This is a genomic window from Sphingobacterium sp. KH_072 (assembly GCF_057837975.1).
Map to the genome: position 1 here is coordinate 3,907,433 of NZ_CM174457.1, position 18,552 is coordinate 3,925,984.

General features: G+C 42.1%; 17 protein-coding genes. 14 read left to right on the forward strand and 3 right to left on the reverse strand.

What is annotated here, in order from left to right:
- Positions 1-31 precede the first annotated feature (31 nt).
- The 11 genes from polA (at position 32) to AC3IRT_RS17455 (ending at position 13,444) form a co-directional block, all read left to right on the forward strand.
- On the forward strand, positions 32-2,851 hold the full coding sequence (gene polA / locus AC3IRT_RS17405; RefSeq protein WP_489394466.1) for a DNA polymerase I: 2,820 nt from the start codon (positions 32-34) through the stop codon (positions 2,849-2,851).
- A 16-nt stretch (positions 2,852-2,867) separates the two neighbouring features.
- Positions 2,868-3,995, forward strand: coding sequence for a toxin-antitoxin system YwqK family antitoxin (locus AC3IRT_RS17410; protein ID WP_489394467.1), 1,128 nt, complete (start codon positions 2,868-2,870; stop codon positions 3,993-3,995).
- Between the two features lie 44 nt (positions 3,996-4,039).
- Positions 4,040-4,693, forward strand: coding sequence for a phosphatidylserine decarboxylase family protein (locus tag AC3IRT_RS17415; RefSeq protein WP_489394468.1), 654 nt, complete (start codon positions 4,040-4,042; stop codon positions 4,691-4,693).
- A gap of 56 nt (positions 4,694-4,749) precedes the next feature.
- On the forward strand, positions 4,750-5,790 hold the full coding sequence (locus AC3IRT_RS17420) for a sensor histidine kinase (protein WP_489394469.1): 1,041 nt from the start codon (positions 4,750-4,752) through the stop codon (positions 5,788-5,790).
- Positions 5,791-5,857: 67 nt separating this feature from the next.
- On the forward strand, positions 5,858-6,505 hold the full coding sequence (locus AC3IRT_RS17425) for a DUF47 domain-containing protein (protein ID WP_489394470.1): 648 nt from the start codon (positions 5,858-5,860) through the stop codon (positions 6,503-6,505).
- A 37-nt stretch (positions 6,506-6,542) separates the two neighbouring features.
- Complete coding sequence (locus tag AC3IRT_RS17430) at positions 6,543-7,553, forward strand: inorganic phosphate transporter (protein ID WP_489394471.1); 1,011 nt, start codon at positions 6,543-6,545, stop codon at positions 7,551-7,553.
- Positions 7,554-7,774: 221 nt separating this feature from the next.
- A complete protein-coding gene (locus AC3IRT_RS17435) occupies positions 7,775-9,157 on the forward strand; it encodes an OmpA family protein (RefSeq protein WP_489394472.1) in 1,383 nt (460 codons plus the stop codon).
- A 215-nt stretch (positions 9,158-9,372) separates the two neighbouring features.
- On the forward strand, positions 9,373-10,776 hold the full coding sequence (locus AC3IRT_RS17440; protein WP_489394473.1) for a tetratricopeptide repeat protein: 1,404 nt from the start codon (positions 9,373-9,375) through the stop codon (positions 10,774-10,776).
- 13 nt (positions 10,777-10,789) lie between these two features.
- The gene (locus AC3IRT_RS17445; protein WP_489394474.1) at positions 10,790-11,548 is read left to right on the forward strand and encodes a shikimate dehydrogenase family protein; all 759 of its coding nucleotides are present in this window, start codon (positions 10,790-10,792) and stop codon (positions 11,546-11,548) included.
- 15 nt (positions 11,549-11,563) lie between these two features.
- A complete protein-coding gene (locus AC3IRT_RS17450; protein ID WP_489396148.1) occupies positions 11,564-12,205 on the forward strand; it encodes an MBL fold metallo-hydrolase in 642 nt (213 codons plus the stop codon).
- 3 nt (positions 12,206-12,208) lie between these two features.
- On the forward strand, positions 12,209-13,444 hold the full coding sequence (locus AC3IRT_RS17455) for an FtsX-like permease family protein (RefSeq protein ID WP_489394475.1): 1,236 nt from the start codon (positions 12,209-12,211) through the stop codon (positions 13,442-13,444).
- On the opposite strand, the gene AC3IRT_RS17460 is transcribed toward AC3IRT_RS17455, so the two are convergent.
- Both AC3IRT_RS17460 and AC3IRT_RS17465 read right to left on the reverse strand, forming a co-directional pair.
- Complete coding sequence (locus tag AC3IRT_RS17460) at positions 13,445-14,104, reverse strand: hypothetical protein (RefSeq protein WP_489394476.1); 660 nt, start codon at positions 14,102-14,104, stop codon at positions 13,445-13,447.
- 76 nt (positions 14,105-14,180) lie between these two features.
- Entirely contained in the window at positions 14,181-14,450 is a 270-nt protein-coding gene (locus AC3IRT_RS17465) for a NifU family protein (RefSeq protein ID WP_489394477.1), read from the reverse strand.
- A 216-nt stretch (positions 14,451-14,666) separates the two neighbouring features.
- Here AC3IRT_RS17465 and AC3IRT_RS17470 point away from each other — a divergent pair, with 216 nt between their 5' ends.
- From AC3IRT_RS17470 to coaBC, 3 genes are read left to right on the forward strand one after another with little or no spacing between them, the layout of a single operon-like run.
- Positions 14,667-15,584 (forward strand): outer membrane protein assembly factor BamD, encoded by a 918-nt coding sequence (locus AC3IRT_RS17470; protein ID WP_489394478.1) that lies wholly within the window; start codon positions 14,667-14,669, stop codon positions 15,582-15,584.
- Positions 15,585-15,615: 31 nt separating this feature from the next.
- Entirely contained in the window at positions 15,616-15,942 is a 327-nt protein-coding gene (locus tag AC3IRT_RS17475; RefSeq protein WP_489394479.1) for a DNA-directed RNA polymerase subunit omega, read from the forward strand.
- 4 nt (positions 15,943-15,946) lie between these two features.
- The gene (gene coaBC / locus AC3IRT_RS17480) at positions 15,947-17,170 is read left to right on the forward strand and encodes a bifunctional phosphopantothenoylcysteine decarboxylase/phosphopantothenate--cysteine ligase CoaBC (protein ID WP_489394480.1); all 1,224 of its coding nucleotides are present in this window, start codon (positions 15,947-15,949) and stop codon (positions 17,168-17,170) included.
- Here the strand turns inward: coaBC and AC3IRT_RS17485 are convergent.
- Complete coding sequence (locus AC3IRT_RS17485) at positions 17,165-18,529, reverse strand: methyltransferase RsmF C-terminal domain-like protein (RefSeq protein WP_489394481.1); 1,365 nt, start codon at positions 18,527-18,529, stop codon at positions 17,165-17,167. The two genes, coaBC and AC3IRT_RS17485, sit on opposite strands and share 6 nt — an antisense overlap.
- Positions 18,530-18,552 lie beyond the last annotated feature (23 nt).

An 18,552-nucleotide genomic window follows, 5' to 3' on the forward strand; every position in this document is an offset into this window, starting at 1 on the left:
TTGCTACGCTTCGAATTTTTAAAAATCTAGTATGAGCTCCTCAAATAATAGCGATAAAAAACTGTTTCTTCTTGATGGCATGGCGCTGATTTACCGCTCCTATTTTGCGTTAAACAAAGTCCCCCGTCTTACTTCTTACGGTCTGAACACGGGTGCGATCATGGGGTTTACCAACACCTTGTTAGAAGTGTTGAAGAATCAGCAACCTTCGCACATTGCGGTCGTATTCGATACGGAAGCTCCGACGCAGCGTCATCTGGATTTTGAAGCATACAAAGCGCAACGCGAGAAAATGCCAGAGGATTTGGCCGCTTCTATTCCTTATATTTTTCGCCTTATAGAAGGTTTTGATATCCCTATTATCACCAAAGATGGTTACGAAGCCGACGATATCATTGGTACGCTAGCTAAGCGTGCAGAGCAAAGTGGCTTTACCGTGTACTGCATGACGCCCGATAAAGATTTTGGCCAGCTCGTGTCCGATAATATTTTTATCTACAAACCTGCTCGCATGGGCAATGGCGCAGAGGTGCTTGGTGTACCTGAAATTTTAGAAAAATGGGAAATAACCGATCCTTTACAAGTGATCGATATTTTGGGCCTTTGGGGTGATGCGGTGGATAACATTCCGGGAATACCAGGAATCGGCGAAAAAACGGCCAAGAAACTGATCCAAGAATATAAAAGCATCGAAGGACTAATTGCCAACACCGATAAATTAAAAGGCAAACAGAAAGAGAATGTAGAGAATTTTGCGGAGCAAGGTTTGGTTTCTAAAAAATTGGCTACCATTTTACTCGATGTGCCAACGGAATTGGATGAAGCTGCCTTACTATACACGGCACCAAATAAGGAGCTGCTAGAACCATTATTTGCAGAGCTTGAATTTAGAACGCTAGGAAAGCGGGTTTTTGGTGATGATTTCACGATTACGGACGCCGATGGCAAAAAGTCCAGCGGACAGATGGATCTCTTTAGCGCAGCCAAATCTGGATTTCCAGCTATGCCTACCGCAGGATCTGAACCGACCGTGGCAGAGCATAGTATTCATACGATAGCACACACGTATCATCTGGCGGATACGCCAGAGAAAAAAGCGGACTTGGTGCAACTATTATCCAAGAGCAAGGAATTTGCTTTTGATACAGAAACGACTGGTCTCGATGCGCTTTCTGCCGAGATCGTAGGTATGTCATTCGCTCTGGAAAAAGGCATCGCTTATTACGTACCTACGCCAGCGAATAGAGATGAAGCATTAGCCGTGATTGCGCCATTCAAGGCGGTGCTCGAAGATCCATCCATTAGTAAAATCGGACAAAATATAAAATATGATATTTTGTTGCTGTCGCGATACGATGTGCACCTTCGTGGAGAATTGTTTGACACGATGTTGGCGCATTATCTCATCGATCCAGATACGCGCCACGGCATGGATGTGCTAGCCGAAACGTATTTGAGCTACACGCCGGTATCTATCACCGAGCTCATCGGTGCTAAAGGCAAGAAACAAGGATCGATGCGCGATGTAGAGATCGAGAAAATAAAAGAATATGCCAGCGAGGATGCCGATATCACACTGCAACTCAAGGAGATTTTTGAACCGCTATTGCAAGATAGTGCCACCGAGAAATTGGCAAGGGAAGTCGAGTTTCCTTTGGTGTATGTGCTATCCTCGATCGAGCAAAATGGTGTCAAGATCGATGTAGATACATTGAAAACTATTTCGAAAGGTTTGGAGAAAGAGGTGGCCAAAATAGAGGCTTCGATCTACGAAAAAGCGGGCATTACGTTCAACATTGCATCACCAAAACAGCTTGGAGAAGTGCTGTTCGATAAACTACAACTAGACCCGAAAGCAAAGAAAACAAAAACCGGTCAATATAAGACGGGCGAAGACGTGTTGTTAGCTTTGGCCGATAAATCGGATATCGTCCAGGATATCCTGGACTTCCGGCAGATGCAAAAGCTAAAATCTACCTATGTAGATGCTTTACCAACACTGATTAATGCAGAAACAGGGCTGATTCACACCTCGTACAATCAGGCGGTTGCTGCAACTGGCCGCTTGAGTTCGACAAATCCAAATCTGCAAAACATTCCTATCCGTACCGAGCGCGGTCGCGAAGTGCGCAAGGCTTTCATTCCGCGCAATGCGGATCACGTCTTGCTTTCTGCCGATTATTCGCAGATTGAACTGCGCCTGATGGCCGAACTCAGTAAAGATGCCAACATGATGGAAGCATTTCAAAAGAATCAAGATATCCACCGCGCTACGGCGGCCCGCGTATATGGAATTGCACTAGAAGATGTCACCTCCGATCAACGTCGTAATGCCAAAGCGGTTAATTTCGGGATTATCTACGGGCAGTCGGCTTTTGGCCTTTCGCAAAACTTGAAGATTTCTAGAAAAGAAGCGGCCGAGATCATCGATCAATATTTTGCACAATACAGCGGTATCCGCGACTATATGTCCAAAACGATTGAGACGGCCAAAGAAAATGGTTATGTAGAAACAATTCTGAAACGCAGACGTTATTTACGAGATATCAACTCGGCAAATATGACCGTGCGCGGCTTCGCCGAACGCAACGCGATTAATGCGCCTATTCAAGGTTCTGCCGCAGATATGATTAAAGTCGCCATGATCCATATCCATCAGGATATTTTGGAAAAAGGCTTAAAAGGAAAGATGATCATGCAGGTACATGATGAGTTGGTGTTTGATGTTCCGAAGTCTGAAGTGGGCGCATTTAAAGAAATCATCAGTCACCGAATGAAGACTGCGATCACCATGGAAGTTCCGTTGGAAGTAGAGATCGGCGAAGGAAGCAATTGGTTAGAAGCACATTAGCATTTCATATTTTAAAATGAAACATAAGAACACATTTACATTACTTGTATTCTGTCTATCGATATTGGCGACTTTGTCTACAGCGACTGCACAAGATTCGATCAGCAATGTCTTTTTCGAGCGGATCGATGCCGATGAAGTTCATTTCTTTTATGACCAAAACTACTTTTTGGTGGATAAAAACTGTGAGTTCAAATCTATTGAACGACGTGCAGGGTTTGATCGCGCGACCAATAAATTCGACGGCAAATTTGCTGATTACAGTGCAGATGGAACTCTTTTATTGACAGGTGCATACACACAAGGTGCAAAACATGGTGCTTTCGTTGCTTATCATCCGAATCGGCAAATAAAATGGGAAGTAACGTTTAAAGACAACCAACCGGGCGGCTTTTGGAATTACTATTATCCTGATGGTAAACCCTTCTTGAGCGTTTCTTTTTCTGATTCTACTACGCGCATTGTATCGCAATGGGATCGCCGTGGAAGATTAAGCGTGAAGCAGGGCGATGGCCGATATGAATTTCGCAATCCAATAGACGGATTTTCTGAATATGGATTTGGCTTCTATTCAATGAGCGGCCGCATCAAAGATGGTTTACCGAATGGCGCGTGGAACGTTCACTTTGAAAATCCAGAAGCGAAACAAAAAGAATTTGCAGCCGAGGAATATTATCGAGATGGCGTTTTGCTACGAGGTTATGACGCATTCAAAGACGCCGAATATACTACGCCAGTGTATGGAATTTTGCCTTACGACAACTTCTATCGGGCAGAAACTTTGGTCTTTAAACAATGCACCTACGATGATTTTACTGGATTTACCGTTTATCTCGCAGAATATCTGCGCACTTCTTTCCAATTAGTGCAGATGGAAAATCCAACGACGACAGATTTTGCCTTTGAAGTTCGTGTGCGTAAAGATGGCACCCCACGTGGTACCAAGATTGTGAAACCACTACCCAACGAAATAAACGACGGCTTTAAAAAAGTAGTCGAAACGATTCCATTTTATGTCCCATCCTTTAAAGATGGAGAATACATTGATGATACGATCACGGTATACGGCACCATGTCTATGGCGCTCGATAAAAGCCTACAATTCCAGACGAATCGCATTGAACGAAAATTGGAGCACGAATAATTAGACAAAAAGATTACTTTTGCGGGAATTAATCAGATATCAACATGAAATTTCATAAAGAAGGATACACCAGTTTAGCTTTAGTCATTCTCTTTTGTTTTATTGTGAATGCCGTAGCCAACTATTACGACGCCAATACGTACGTTAAATGGTTCTTCTACCTGTTATCTGCATTTCTAACCCTCACTATTCTACAATTCTTTCGTAGTCCGACACGCACTATAGTACAGTCTGCAAATACAATTCTTTGTCCAGCAGACGGCAAGGTGGTTGTGATTGAAGAAACTGAAGAGAACGAATATTTCAAAGACCGTCGTTTGCAGGTTTCTATCTTTATGTCGCCGGTAAACGTACATATCAACAGAAGCCCGATCTCTGGATTGGTTTCATTCTTTAAATATCATCCCGGCAAATTTTTGGTCGCATGGCATCCCAAATCCTCTTCGGATAATGAGCGTACGACCATTGTAGTAAAGCAAGAGAATGGTGTAGAAGTTCTTTTTAGACAAATTGCTGGGGCTCTAGCGCGCAGAATTGTCTGGTATGTGAATGAAGGCGATCAAGTGGAACAAGGTACCGAGTTTGGCTTTATCAAATTTGGTTCTCGTGTCGATCTTTTTCTGCCCATTGGCACGCAGATCGATGTCAAGATTGGTGATAAGGTCGTCGGCGGCAAAACGACTTTAGCGCGCCTTTAACAATTCCTTAATAAAGCATTTGTATATTTGGGTTTTATAAACTCAAAAAAGTCCTTATGACCTTTAGACAGATATCCTTCTTTGTCTCATTCTCCTTTGCATGTGTCATTTTGGGTATCCTGTTGTATTTCATGCCAGAGTGGAAGCGTCCCGCGACCATAGCTACAGCCGTATTTGTGGCAAGCTACCTGATTATCAGCACCGTGCTGGAGCGCTCTATCAACGATCGAATCCATAATCTGTATAAACTGATTACCAACCTCAAGTTGGGTAAAGATCTGAAGGAGGCGCTTGGCCCTTATCGCCCAGAAAATCCGATTGCCGAGGCCGAACAGGAAGTATCTGCTTGGGCCAACCAAAAAATGTCGGAGATCGGCCGACTGAAAGAACAGGCCAAGTTTAGAAAAGAATTTCTTTCTAATACATTACACGAATTCAAAACCCCACTTTTTGCAGTACAGGGATACATCGAAACGTTGCAAGACGGCGTGATGGAAGAAGATCCTGACATGGCGTTGAACTTCCTTGCGAAAGCTTCCAGAAATATCGACCGACTAAGCTATCTTATTAGTGATCTTGATGAAATTGCCAAATTAGAATCTGGCGCCGTCGTACTCAATATCGAACGTTTCGATATCAATGACCTCATCAACGATACAATCGAATACTTAGAGGATAAGTCAAAAAGTAGCGCCATATCGCTGAAGATGGCCAACAAGTCTACACAACAGATCTTTGTGAAGGCCGACAAAAAGAAAATTCAGCAAGTCTTAATCAATTTAGTGGAAAATTCCATCAAATACGGAAACCAAGGTGGTACGACAACCATCAAAACCAGCCCGCTATTTGAGCAGATATTAGTTGAAGTGACCGACAATGGCCATGGTATTGAGGAGAAAAATTTAGCTCGTGTATTTGAGCGATTTTATCGGACAGACAAAAGTCGATCCCGTGATATTGGTGGTTCTGGATTAGGCCTATCCATTGTAAAACACATTGTAGAAGCGCATCAGCAAAGTGTACATGTACGCAGTACAGAGGGAATTGGGACAACCTTTTCATTTACACTGCAAAAGGCAAAATTGACTAACGGATAAAAACAAAGAAACTTAACATTAACTTAACATTAGCTACATACTTTTGTAGGCTTAAACATCACATCATATGGCATTAGGTAATATCTTCAATTTTTTCGTTCCTAAGGACAAAAAATTCTTTCCTCTTTTCGAGCAAGCAGGCTCTAACCTGATCGAAATGGCTAAGGTTCTCAATGAATCTGTCAATACTACAGACAAAGTACTGCGTAAGACGTTGACAAAGAAAATCGAAGATCTAGAGCATCGTGGAGACGATATCACGCATCAAATCCATTTGGAACTGGGCAAAAACTTTATTACCCCGTTCGATCGTGAGGATATTCACTCTTTAGCAAGTTCATTAGACGATGTGGCCGATTATATTCATGGAGCCTCTAACCGGATGGATTTGTATAAAGTAGAAAACCCAACACAAGCCATGAAAGAATTGGCCGAATTGCTGATCGAAGCAACAGAGCATGTGGCCAAAGCGGTATATGAATTAAAAGACATCAAAAACGTCAGAAATATTACAGACTCTTGTGTACGCATCAATAGCGTAGAGAATAAAGCTGATTACATTTTTGAAAAAGCGGTAGCCGAGTTATTTGAATTCGAGAAAGACGCCATCATCCTAATCAAGCACAAAGAGATCTTGTCTTCGATGGAGACGGCCACAGACAAATGCGAGGATGTATCCAATGTATTGGAGAGTATATTAGTTAAAAACGCGTAATTAGCAGAGCGTACTTTACAAAGAAAACAAATAGTACATGATTACTACATTACTTGTCGTCGTTGTCATATTAGCAATCGCGTTTGATTATATCAACGGGTTTCATGATGCCGCGAACTCTATCGCAACCATCGTTTCGACGAAAGTGTTAACGCCTTTCGTAGCAGTACTGTGGGCAGCCCTATTTAATTTTGCCGCCTACTTTTATTTTACAGATCACAAGGTAGCTAATACCATTGCGAAAACCGTCTTAGAAGAATACATCACGCTGGAAGTGATTTTCGCTGGTTTGGTAGCGGCCATATCTTGGAATTTATTTACGTGGTATTATGGTATTCCCTCTAGTTCATCGCACACCTTAATTGGCGGTTTTGCAGGTTCGGGTATGGCATTCGCCCTTATTCAAGGTGCGAATCCTTTAGATGCCGTAAACTTAGGTGCTACTGCGAAGATCATTTCCTTTATCGTGCTTGCCCCTGTAATTGGTATGACGATCTCTATCATCATTACCTTAATAATTATTAATCTGGCCAAAAAGTCAAGACCAGCAGTCGCCTCGAAATGGTTTAAGATATTTCAATTGATATCTTCTGGTGCTTTGAGCTTCGCCCACGGTGGTAATGATGCACAAAAGGTGATGGGTATTATCGCTACGGCGCTGATCGCTCAACAGGTGATTCCGAATTTTGAGTCCATGCCAGAATGGGTGCCGTTATCGTGTTATGTGGCCATTGCTGCAGGTACGATGAGCGGCGGGTGGAAGATTGTAAAAACCATGGGTACGAAAATTACTAAGGTAACACCATTAGAAGGTGTTAGTGCGGAAAGTGCTGGTGCATTGACATTAGGTATTACAGAGCATTTCGGTATTCCTGCTTCTACCACACACACCATTACTGGTGCGATCATTGGTGTTGGCGTGGTAAAACGCGTTTCTGCAGTTCGCTGGGGTGTTACCATCAGCCTTTTGTGGGCTTGGGTTCTTACTATTCCAGTTAGTGCGGTATTAGGAGGAATCACTTTTGCGATCATCCATTACATCGTTTAGAATAGTCGAAAAAAATATTTGCTCCATTTAGAAGAAATTTTTCTTTTAAAATTTGGAAACATCGTTTGTATTAACGTATTTTTACGGCACAATACCCATAGGATAGAATTTTACAAATTCACAGATGCAAAAAAAAGTTTTGGCATCGTTCTTGTAAGAGAGATGATCAATTGGGATTAAATAGAAACAATTAAAAATTCAATAACCTTAAAAACAAGAGTATGAACTATTCTACAATTAAAAAAACAGCTGTTGCAGCTTCTTTAGTAGCCGCTTTCGGTTTTGCTGAAGTTGCTCAGGCTCAACAACCAACTGTATTCGGTGGAAGATCTCAATACAGAACTTGGTCTATCGGTGTTCACGGTGGTATCACTGCACCTAACGTTTTGACTGGCGGATCTAACGCTTTCGGTCAAAAAGTTGGTTACTTCCAAAACAGTGTTGGTGAGTACTATGGTTTGACTATCCGTAAACAATTCTCTCACCTATTCGGTTTAGAATTGGAAGGTAACCGTGGTCGTATCAAAACTTTCAATGCTGATGCTTCTGGCCCTGCTATCGAGAATGGCTTAGGAGCTCGTTCTGCTGAGGTTAACGTTGACTGGTCTGGTAGCTTGAACGGTGTATTCCAATTGGGTACTATCGACTTCATGCGCAGAGAAAACGCAGTAAACTTCTACGCTAAAGTAGGTTTGGGAGTATTGGCATCTAATCCAGTACAATTCGCAAACAACGACTTTTCAGGTGCTGAAGTTTATAACAACGAAGGAAACTGGGGTTCTGAAATCTTCGGAGATCGTGAATCTACAGGAGATCGTAAAAACAAACTTTCTGGATTCATTCCAGTAGGTGTTGGTGCGAAATTCAAATTATCTGAAGTTGTTGCCTTGAACTTAGGTTACACCATGAACTTCACGGATGATAACAGATTCTACGGACCAGCTCGTACTGACTACAAAGGAAAATTCTCTACAGTTACTGGTGGTTTAGAGTTCACTCTAGGTTCACGCGACAAAGAGAACTTGACTTTTGCTAACCCAGTTGCGGCTCTTTACGATGAGTTGAAAGACAACACGTTGAGAAACGAAGTTGAAGCTTTGAAACAACGCGTATCTACTTTAGAAGGTACTGTTGATCAATTGAGCAAAGACTCTGATGGTGACGGTGTATCTGATAAATTTGACAAATGTCCTAACACTCCTGCTGGAACTCAAGTAGATGGTGCTGGATGTCCAATCAAATTCCCAGAGCCACAAGTTATCAACAACGTAGCGACAGGTTCTTACGCAGCTCCAATTCAATTCGAATTTGATAGCTCTGTATTGAAAACTGAATCTTACTCTACTCTTGATAGATTAGCGAAAGAACTACGTGATACTAACGGATCTGTAAAATTAGATGGTTATGCATCTGCTGAAGGTAACGAAGCATACAACCAAAACCTTTCTAAAGATCGTGCTAACGCGGTAAGACAGTACTTAGTAAATGCAGGTGTTGCTGCTGCTAAAGTAACTGCAGAAGGTAAAGGCGAGTCTAACCCAGTAGCGTCTAACGATACTGAAGCTGGTCGCGTTCAAAACCGTCGTGTTGAGATCAAAAAATAATCATACGAAAGTATAATTATCAACATAAGAAAGCCGACTCTTGCGAGTCGGCTTTTCTGTTTTCTATTATTTCCAACATTAAACAAAATGACTCGTTTACAGTCTAATGTGTAAATGTGGAAAACAATCGGGATAATTTGAGCCCGAAAACGTTTATCTTCATTTCAACGCAACGGATTAACGTTGCTTTGTCAACCATTAGGAGATACTGTACTATGGAAGAAAATTTTGACTTCGGATCGCCCGAAGAACAGAAGCACTCAGTGGATCGGTATGAGGAAATGCTTCGCAACGAAGATCAGTACTTCTTTGACACGATTGCTTTTGAAGGAATCATTGAATATTACATCGGGAAAAATGATCCTGTAAAAGCGTTGCAAGTCGCAGAGTTTGCCCTGAACCAACATCCTTTCGAGACCAACTTCTTTATTCGCAAAGCGCAATTGCTACTCAGTATGCAACAGCTTTCGCTTGCGCTAGAAGCATTGGAAAAAGCGGAGTTATTAGAGCCATCCGAATCAGAAATTTACCTGATCAAAGGAGCGGTATTTGCTTCTTACGGTGACTCTGCAAGAGCGGAAGAAAACTTCTACCGTGCGCTGGAACTCAGTGATTCTAAAGACGACATCTATTTTCAAATTGGACAGATGCATCAATCAAATAATGATTTGTCTAAAGCTATTCAGTTTTTCAAAAAAACATTGAGCCTCAATAATGAAAATTCTGATGCCCTCTACGCGATTGCAGAATGTTACGATCGACTAGAGCGCTTAGAAGAAAGTATTTCCTTTTATCAAAAATACATTGATAGTGACCCCTATTCTTTCGTGGCTTGGTACAACTTAGGTAATGCCTTCCATCATTTAGGGAAATTCGAAGAAGCCATTGATGCGTACGACTACGCGATATTAATACAGGAGAAGTTTTCTCCAGCCTATCTGGACAAAGGCAATGCCTTGATTAATATGGAGCGTTATCGGGAAGCTATAGATGTGTTCAAGCATACGTTTGAATTCGAAAGTCCGCGTGCCGAAACCTTTTGTGCCATTGGAGAGTGCTATGAGAAACTCGACAAAATGACGAAAGCACGGGAGTATTATGAAAAATCAGTCAAACTGGATACGCTACACGCCGATGCTTGGTTTGGGATTGGCGTAACGCTTGATTCTGAAGGTCGATATTTTGAATCGCTTTATTACTACAAGAAAGCGTTAGAAATAGACGAGGAAAATCCAGACTTCTGGTTTGCAATCGCGGATGCACGTTACAAGCTGCATCAGATCGAAGAATCGGAATATGCTTATTCTCGCGTCGTAGAACTAAATCCTACGGATGCCGAAGCTTGGCTAGATTATTCTTCGCTATTATTTGAGCAGGGAAAACTGGAAGCGGCAATTGAATCCATGGCTGAAGGTATCAAATGCAATCCGGATGAAGCTTTGTTGTATTATCGTACGGTGGCGTATCTTATTGCAAATGGAAATTTGAATGAAGCGCTAAACTTCTTGGATATCGCCCTGACCAAAGATCCGGATAAAGCGTACGTGATATTCGAATACTTACCACAGTTGGAAGGCAACCAAGTCATTTTAGAATTAATAAAGAAATACACCGGATAAGATCCTTTTATATATGAAGAAGCTTGGCCTGATTGGCTATCCTTTGGGGCATTCTTTCTCCAAGAAGTATTATGTGGAGAAGATGGAAAAGGAAAATATTGTGGGAATAGATTACGATTTGTATCCTATCCCGAACATCGAAGATTTTCCGAATCTATATACGGAAGAAAATACGGATTTTGTTGGTTGCAACGTAACTATTCCGTACAAGCAGACAGTGATGCCATACTTGCATGAATTATCGGAGGAAGCTAGGGACATTGGCGCAGTAAACTGCATCACGATACAGCATCTACCGGCAGGTCAAAAGAAGCTAGTCGGTTACAATACAGATGCATATGGATTTGAGGAATCTTTAAAAAAATATTGGAATTCAGAAAAACATCGTAAGGCTTTGGTGTTGGGCAATGGAGGAGCCGCCAAAGCGGTGCTATATGTACTGAGAAAACTTGGCGTCGTCACGCAGCTAGTGAGCAGAACCAAATCGGACTCCGCTATTAGCTACGATGAATTATCGATAGAAATGATCGCCGAACATCGTTTGATTATCAATTGCACGCCTCTGGGTACGTTCCCACATGTAGAAGCTTGTCCTCCTATTCCTTATTATGCTATCGGAAAAGATCACTACCTCTACGACTTGATTTATAATCCGGAGGAAACACTTTTCTTAAAGCAAGGACGCAAACAAGGAGCTGTAACCAAAAATGGTTTGGAGATGCTGATCCTACAAGCAGATAAGAATTGGGAGATTTGGCAGCAGGCGAAATAGTTTCTATTTTTGAAGATGATAGCAATCGAAACCCTTACTTACAATCCTTATCAAGAGAATACGTACGTTCTTTACAATGAGCAGAAAGACTGTATTATTGTAGATCCGGGTATGCACAACAGGCAGGAAGAACAACACTTTCTATCTTTCATCAGTAATAATGGACTTAAGCCGATTTTGCTATTGAACACACACTGCCATGTGGATCATGTCTTGGGCAACAAATTTGTGTATGACAACTTTGGGTTACTGGCGCAATTTCATGAAGGCGAAATCCCTGTTTTGCTAGAAGTGCAGAATTATGCACCACAGATGGGTTTTAATTACGACGCGGCACCGATTGCTGAGCGATTTCTATCCGATAAGGATATCATTGCGTTGGGAGATGAAACTTTGGAAGCTATTTTAGCACCTGGTCATTCACCTGCACACCTTTGCTTCTATTCTGCTAAGCATAATTTTTTGATCGGCGGCGATGTCTTATTTCGCAATAGCATTGGCCGCACGGATCTTCCCGGAGGAAACCATGCGCAACTATTGCAAAGTATTCAAGAAAGAATTTACAGCTTGCCTGATGAGACGACGGTTTATCCTGGCCACGGCCCGACTACTACAATCGGCTTTGAAAAGACCTCAAACCCTTTCATCCAAGGTTAATTCATGAAGTTGCCTTTATTCTTCGCGAAGCGATATCTCTTTTCCAAAAAGTCTGTAAACGCTATCAATATCATTTCTTCTATTAGCGTAGTGGGAGTGCTCGTGAGTAGTGCCGCTTTGGTTATTGTACTTTCCTTCTACAATGGCATGGAGCAGTTTATCTTATCACAGTACAGCGTGTTCTCACCCGATCTGCGTATTGAGCCCACAGCTGGAAAAGTATTCGATGCCGAGGGTGCTATTTTTAAAGAGCTGCGCTCGAATGATGATATCAAATCATATAGCGAAATTCTGGAAGATCGCGTGCTGGTGCAATATGGCAATCAACAATTTGTAGGCCGAATCAAAGGCGTGGAACAAGAAAGTTTGCACACGCAGGCAACGGAAGAGATGTTGTTGTTTGGCGACTTTAAGGTACAAGCAGACAGTACTAATTTCGCCATTATAGGTGCTCAGGTACAAACCAATTTACAGATTTCTTACAAGGAGTTTGATAATGCTATTGCATTATACATTCCGAAGAAAAACATCAATCCACAGGTGAGTAACCTCAACCCAATGGATGAGATTAACGTAAGAAGGATCACACCAACAGGTGTTATGAAATTCCAACCGGGCTTTGACGACCTTGTCATTACCTCACTAAGCTTTGCAAAAGACTTGTTAAGTGAACCAAACCGTGTGTCAGCTATTGAACTTTTCTTACAAGATCCGGCTGGTGTCAATAAAGTACAGCGATCCATACAGAAAGAGTTGGGCGAAGACTTCATCGTCAAAAATCGCCAGCAGCAAAACCCTACCTTATATAAAACAGTTAGTTCGGAAAAGTGGATTGTATTCTTTATCGTGACCATCATTGGCGTAATCGCCATCTTTAATATCATCGGTTCATTGACCATGTTAGTGATCGATAAGAAAAAGGATATTCAAGTTTTGAAAAGCTTTGGGGCAGATGCTAGCCTTATTCAGCGCATATTTTTCTTTGAAGGTATTCTTATTGCACTGCTGGGCAGCGTAATTGGTATTGGGCTGGGAATTGCTTTTTGTTTGTTACAGATCAAATACGGATTTGTACGTACTGGCGGACAGACCCTTTTTGATGCTTATCCTGTGGAGGTACGTTATATGGACTTTGCACTGATCTTTTTTACCGTGATGCTTTCTTCTATACTGATTTCGTATGCTGCATCAAAATTAAGCATCAAGCGATTTGGATCGGTAGGAATACACGAAGAATAGCTAGTATTTTAAGCGTTTTCTGCTAAAATCACCATTTTTTATCTGGTTGATAAAGCTTCCCCAAGCAAATGGGTTTAGAAATGGTGTTGTAGCATTTTGCCGCATACCCGAATTGTTCATCTGCACATGGTTCATTCGCCCATCAAAGCTCTGCATCTCTTCTGGACTGCGTGGCAAAATCGCAGAAATCGCTGCTAAAGCTTCTGGAGTGAGATTTCTACGCGCGTTTAAATGTTCGTCCATTGTTCCATTTAGGCTTAAAAAAGCCATGGTAAACTCTTCTACACTCGCCCATGGAAGCGGCGGACCAATCGAGACAATAGGAAGCTCTTCCACCAAACTTTCCATTTCAATATTGAGGCTATATTTATCCCCAGAAATGTCATTTGGTACAGTAATTTTCATCGGCTTATAACCTATGGACGAAAAGGCGATTACATCTCCCTTGTGTGCTACGAATGTAAAATAACCTTCGTGGTTGGCAATAAATAATTGATTCCCAAAGCTAGAATTAATGATGGTTACATAAGGCACTTCAATCGTCGTACCTGTAGCTGTAATTACGCCGGAAAATTGCACAATCTCTCTCTTCTGCGCATAAGCAAAAGAACCTGTCAGCACACAGATACAAACTAATAAAAATGGAAGCCCTTTAATCATATGCACAAAAATAAACAATCACCATAGGTAGTGTTGTTAAAATGTGTTAATCAGGTCTATAGCGGGAAACGATAAATTAATTAGGTGTGGTCGCGTTTGGATCGTCCATATCAGTTAGATTAACCGCCTCAACAGAAACAATCTCCGGAACAGCCTTTTTAATAGCCTGCTCCAAACCTGCTTTAAATGTCATGATACTCATGGCGCAATTAGCACATGCACCCAATAATTTCAGCTTCACAACATTATCTGCAGTAATCTCTTCCACACTCACATTCCCCCCGTCTGTTTCTAGATAAGGTCTGATGGTATCTAATGCCTGCTCAACTCGCTCGTGTAAAGTCATTTTACTATTAACTATTATAATTATGGTATAAAGATAGTCAATTTTATCTAAACAGCTACGTATCGGTGGTTTAATAAAACACTGTAATGACTAAAGTTTTTACGGAGTTAAAGAATGTTAAATAGGTGATACCTAAATGCTTTGTGTACTTTATTAAATTACCTTAGATTCGAAAAATAAATTGATTATTAGTACGAATTGAAGTATATTTGCAAAATGTTTTCACATAAACGTATCTGGTTTTTTTGTCTCGGCACGGTGCTGGTATTGGGTCTTGGTGCTTGTAAAAGTCGCTTTGAGAGGTTGCGTGCCAGTAACAATATCCAGATGAAGTACCTAGAAGCGGTCAAGTATTATGAAGCTGGAAAGTATTCAAAGGCTTCCATACTTTTTACCGACTTACTAAACAAATATCGGGCAAGTGCGGAGGCGGAAGATTTGAGTTACTACTCGGCGTATACCGCATACCGTATGAAGGATTACATATCAGCTCGATATCACTTTAAGACATTTGCGCAGAATTATCCCAACAGCGCACGCGCTGAAGAATGTCGCTTTATGTCGGCATATTGCTTTTACATTGATTCGCCACGCACGAATTTGGATCAAGAAAACACGTATAAAGCCATTGATGAGCTACAGTTATTCGTGAATTTATATCCGGAATCTGAGCGCGGCGAAGAAGCGTCTGATTTAATTCAAAACCTTCGTAATAAGTTAGAGAAAAAAGCTTTCGATAATGCCAAATTGTATTACAACATGGCACAACCAGCAGACTTTAGAGCAGCCGTTATCGCTTTCGAAAGTATGCTCAGACAGTATCCTGACACCAAGTATGCAGAAGAGGCTGAGTATTTGATCGTTCGCTCTCAGTACATGTTTGCTGAGCATAGTGCTTTCTTCCGCCAAGAAGCGCGTTACAATGATGCTATCGATTATTATCAGAGTTTCATCCAAAACTATCCTGAGAGCAAATACGTCAAAGAGCTCGAAACATTACGTCAAAGCGCTGAACGCAAAATCGTTCTTGCAGTCAAACAGACTGATCAAATGAACGAGGCTAGAAAAAAACATGAAGAGGAGCTTGGTATAGCAGGCGGTCCGGATGCCGCTAGCGCCAACGAAGCACAATAAAATAATAACAACACGAAAATACGATCAAACTATGAGTCATAATTCATCAACTGTCCCTAATACTACCGTTACTCGCGATTTACGCGATTTGGATACCGGTACTGATAACATCTATGAGTCTATCGTAGTGATAAGCAAACGTGCTAATCAGATTTCAGTAGATATCAAAGAAGAGTTGAGCGGTAAGCTAGCAGAGTTTGCAACTAGTAGCGACAACCTAGAAGAAGTATTTGAAAACAGAGAGCAAATTGAGATCTCGAAGCACTATGAGCGTTTACCAAAACCAAGTTTGGTAGCGATAGACGACTTTTTGCACGATAAAGTGTACTTCAGAAATCCTGCTAAAGAGCAAGAATAATTTCATGTCTTCTTTGCAGGGCAAAAATATTGTATTGGGCGTATGCGGCAGTATTGCCGCATACAAATCTGCCCTTATTGTCCGATTACTGATCCACGAAGGCGCTTCCGTACGTGTGATTATGACCCCTGATGCCACCGAGTTTATCACTCCGCTCACGCTGGCTACCTTATCCAAGCAATCTGTTCTTGTTGAATATTTCGATCGGAAAACCGGAGAATGGAGCAATCATGTGCAGATTGGTCTTGATGCAGACTTGCTATTAATCGCGCCTGCTTCGGCCAATACACTGGCCAAAATGGCAAATGGCCTTTGCGACAATCTGCTCACCGCGGTCTATCTTTCCGCAAAATGCCCAGTTTACATTGCTCCCGCAATGGATCTCGACATGTGGAAACATCCCGCAACTAAACGCAATATTTCACTACTTCAATCGTACGGCAATCAGATTATCCCTCCGGGCAATGGAGAATTGGCCAGCGGACTTTCGGGCGAAGGAAGATTGGCCGAACCAGAAGACATCATTGATTTCTTACAAAAACAGCAATCAACCGAACAGCACAGAGGCGACAAGCCCTTCACCAATCTTAAGGCTTTAGTCACTGCTGGACCAACCTATGAAGCGATCGATCCAGTACGATTCATCGGCAATCACTCCAGTGGCAAAATGGGTTACGCTATCGCCAAACGATTACGCGATTTAGGTGCAGCCGTTACCTTAGTTTCTGGTCCATCGCATGAGATCGTACCACAAGGTGTAGATATTATAAAAGTGCGCTCGGCAGCCGAGATGTTGGCCGCCTGTCAGGATCACTTTGCATCTTCTGAAATTGTGGTGATGAGCGCCGCCGTGGCCGACTATACGCCCAACGAATACGCAGATCAAAAGATCAAGAAAAAAGAGGATGCATTCTCGCTTTCGCTCAAACGCACCACGGATATCTTAGCGACCTTGGGTCAGCAAAAAACGGATCAACAAACTTTGGTCGGATTTGCTTTGGAAACCAATGATGAATTGGCCAATGCAAAAGGCAAATTAGCCCGCAAAAATCTAGATTTCATTGTCTTGAATTCTACTAATGATGCTGGAGCAGGATTTTCAACAGACACCAACCACATTACTATCATCGAAAGAAATGGAAAGGAACATCGTTACGAGCTGAAGAGCAAAGATGCCGTAGCGTCCGATATTTGTGTGCGCATCCTAGCGCACCGCAATTCCCTATAAGTTCGAGATTCGCAACTCTTTGGGGTAATAGTTGTTGATTCGACTGGGCATTGCCTTAATCCACCCGAGATTCACGCCTTGATATCGCACTAATAACCAACCTATCTTTCCAGAATCATTTACAGTTGCATCCAGATTTTCTTTGCGAAGAAATTGCAACGCCGTTTCTCGATCTAGTTCTACCCCAGCAATATCTGTACGCACGCGTGTGCTCAATGCTAAATCATGCGAAGGTATTAGTTCACGCCCTGTCCATTTCCCCAGCCGCGTTCCTGCATTCTTTAAGTACAACATCTTCTGTATAGCTTCCAGCTCTACTTCATACTTTTTAGGAAAAGCATGTAGCTGATCGTTGTGCAGAAAACCATACAGCCCTTCATCATCGATCCATTTGCGCAACTCATCTTTGGGGGCATTATTTTTCTCTGATTTGATCTTCTTTCTACTGAAAGTCGACTGCTCGCCTTTCTTTTGCAGAATGGCAAAGAAAAAGCCTTCGCCCTTTACCTCGTGTGGGTAAAAACGATATCCAGACACATCGTCTGCTTTTGTTGTGGTAATTCCCCATTCCGCAGGCGGAACAAGAGATATCGAGATCAAATCAAATTCTTCTATCAACCAATGGACTATCGCCTCATTCTCTTCGCGAGAATAAGAGCAGGTAGAATAAAAAAGGTAGCCATCTGTTTTTAAACCAACTATTGTATCTGCCAAGATTCTTCGTTGTCGGTCTGCGCAGAGCTTCACATTCGCTTCCGACCATTCATCGATCGCGTCGTGATCTTTGCGAAACATACCCGAGCCAGAGCAAGGCGCATCCACAACCAACAAATCAAAGAAACCAGGTAAGCGCCCAAAAGATACCGGATCATTATTGGTAACTACCACATTCACGCCGCCCCACTTCATGCTATTTTCTTCTAGAATATTGGCGCGCGCTTTAATGATTTCATTAGAAACCAGCAAAGAATCTTCAGAAAGGTACGATTGTAGTAAGGTAGATTTACCGCCTGGTGCCGCACACAAATCTAATGCAACGAGTCGCGCGCTATCTAACCCGAGCGATTGTATCGCAAAGGCCAAAAACATGGAACTTGCTTCCTGCGAATAGTAAGCCCCTGCGTGGTAAAGAGGATCTAAGGTATAGATCGGTCTTTTATCCAAAAAATAACCAAGATCGCACCATGGCACGCGCTCCGAAATCGACAAAATGGATGTAGGATCGGACAATTTTGCTGGGTTTACCCGAATGGAGGAGATTTTCTGTTCATTTTCATGCACCTTTAGAAAAGCTTGCATATTAAACTCAGGCTCTTCATTTAACCGATTGATCAGCTCGTTGGGCAGGAAGTTACTCATACATCAAAGTTAGGATAAAAAAC

Excerpts from the sequence above, each read along its gene's own strand:
- AC3IRT_RS17435 (WP_489394472.1), top strand. The coding sequence starts at position 7,775 with ATGAACTATTCTACAATTAAAAAAACAGCTGTTGCAGCTTCTTTAGTA.
- AC3IRT_RS17450 (WP_489396148.1), top strand. The coding sequence starts at position 11,564 with ATGATAGCAATCGAAACCCTTACTTACAATCCTTATCAAGAGAATACG.
- AC3IRT_RS17440 (WP_489394473.1), top strand. The coding sequence starts at position 9,373 with ATGGAAGAAAATTTTGACTTCGGATCGCCCGAAGAACAGAAGCACTCA.
- AC3IRT_RS17445 (WP_489394474.1), top strand. The coding sequence starts at position 10,790 with ATGAAGAAGCTTGGCCTGATTGGCTATCCTTTGGGGCATTCTTTCTCC.
- AC3IRT_RS17485 (WP_489394481.1), bottom strand. The coding sequence starts at position 18,529 with ATGAGTAACTTCCTGCCCAACGAGCTGATCAATCGGTTAAATGAAGAG.
- polA (WP_489394466.1), top strand. The coding sequence starts at position 32 with ATGAGCTCCTCAAATAATAGCGATAAAAAACTGTTTCTTCTTGATGGC.
- AC3IRT_RS17420 (WP_489394469.1), top strand. The coding sequence starts at position 4,750 with ATGACCTTTAGACAGATATCCTTCTTTGTCTCATTCTCCTTTGCATGT.
- AC3IRT_RS17430 (WP_489394471.1), top strand. The coding sequence starts at position 6,543 with ATGATTACTACATTACTTGTCGTCGTTGTCATATTAGCAATCGCGTTT.
- AC3IRT_RS17475 (WP_489394479.1), top strand. The coding sequence starts at position 15,616 with ATGAGTCATAATTCATCAACTGTCCCTAATACTACCGTTACTCGCGAT.
- AC3IRT_RS17465 (WP_489394477.1), bottom strand. The coding sequence starts at position 14,450 with ATGACTTTACACGAGCGAGTTGAGCAGGCATTAGATACCATCAGACCT.
- AC3IRT_RS17455 (WP_489394475.1), top strand. The coding sequence starts at position 12,209 with ATGAAGTTGCCTTTATTCTTCGCGAAGCGATATCTCTTTTCCAAAAAG.
- AC3IRT_RS17425 (WP_489394470.1), top strand. The coding sequence starts at position 5,858 with ATGGCATTAGGTAATATCTTCAATTTTTTCGTTCCTAAGGACAAAAAA.
- AC3IRT_RS17460 (WP_489394476.1), bottom strand. The coding sequence starts at position 14,104 with ATGATTAAAGGGCTTCCATTTTTATTAGTTTGTATCTGTGTGCTGACA.
- AC3IRT_RS17415 (WP_489394468.1), top strand. The coding sequence starts at position 4,040 with ATGAAATTTCATAAAGAAGGATACACCAGTTTAGCTTTAGTCATTCTC.
- coaBC (WP_489394480.1), top strand. The coding sequence starts at position 15,947 with ATGTCTTCTTTGCAGGGCAAAAATATTGTATTGGGCGTATGCGGCAGT.
- AC3IRT_RS17410 (WP_489394467.1), top strand. The coding sequence starts at position 2,868 with ATGAAACATAAGAACACATTTACATTACTTGTATTCTGTCTATCGATA.
- AC3IRT_RS17470 (WP_489394478.1), top strand. The coding sequence starts at position 14,667 with ATGTTTTCACATAAACGTATCTGGTTTTTTTGTCTCGGCACGGTGCTG.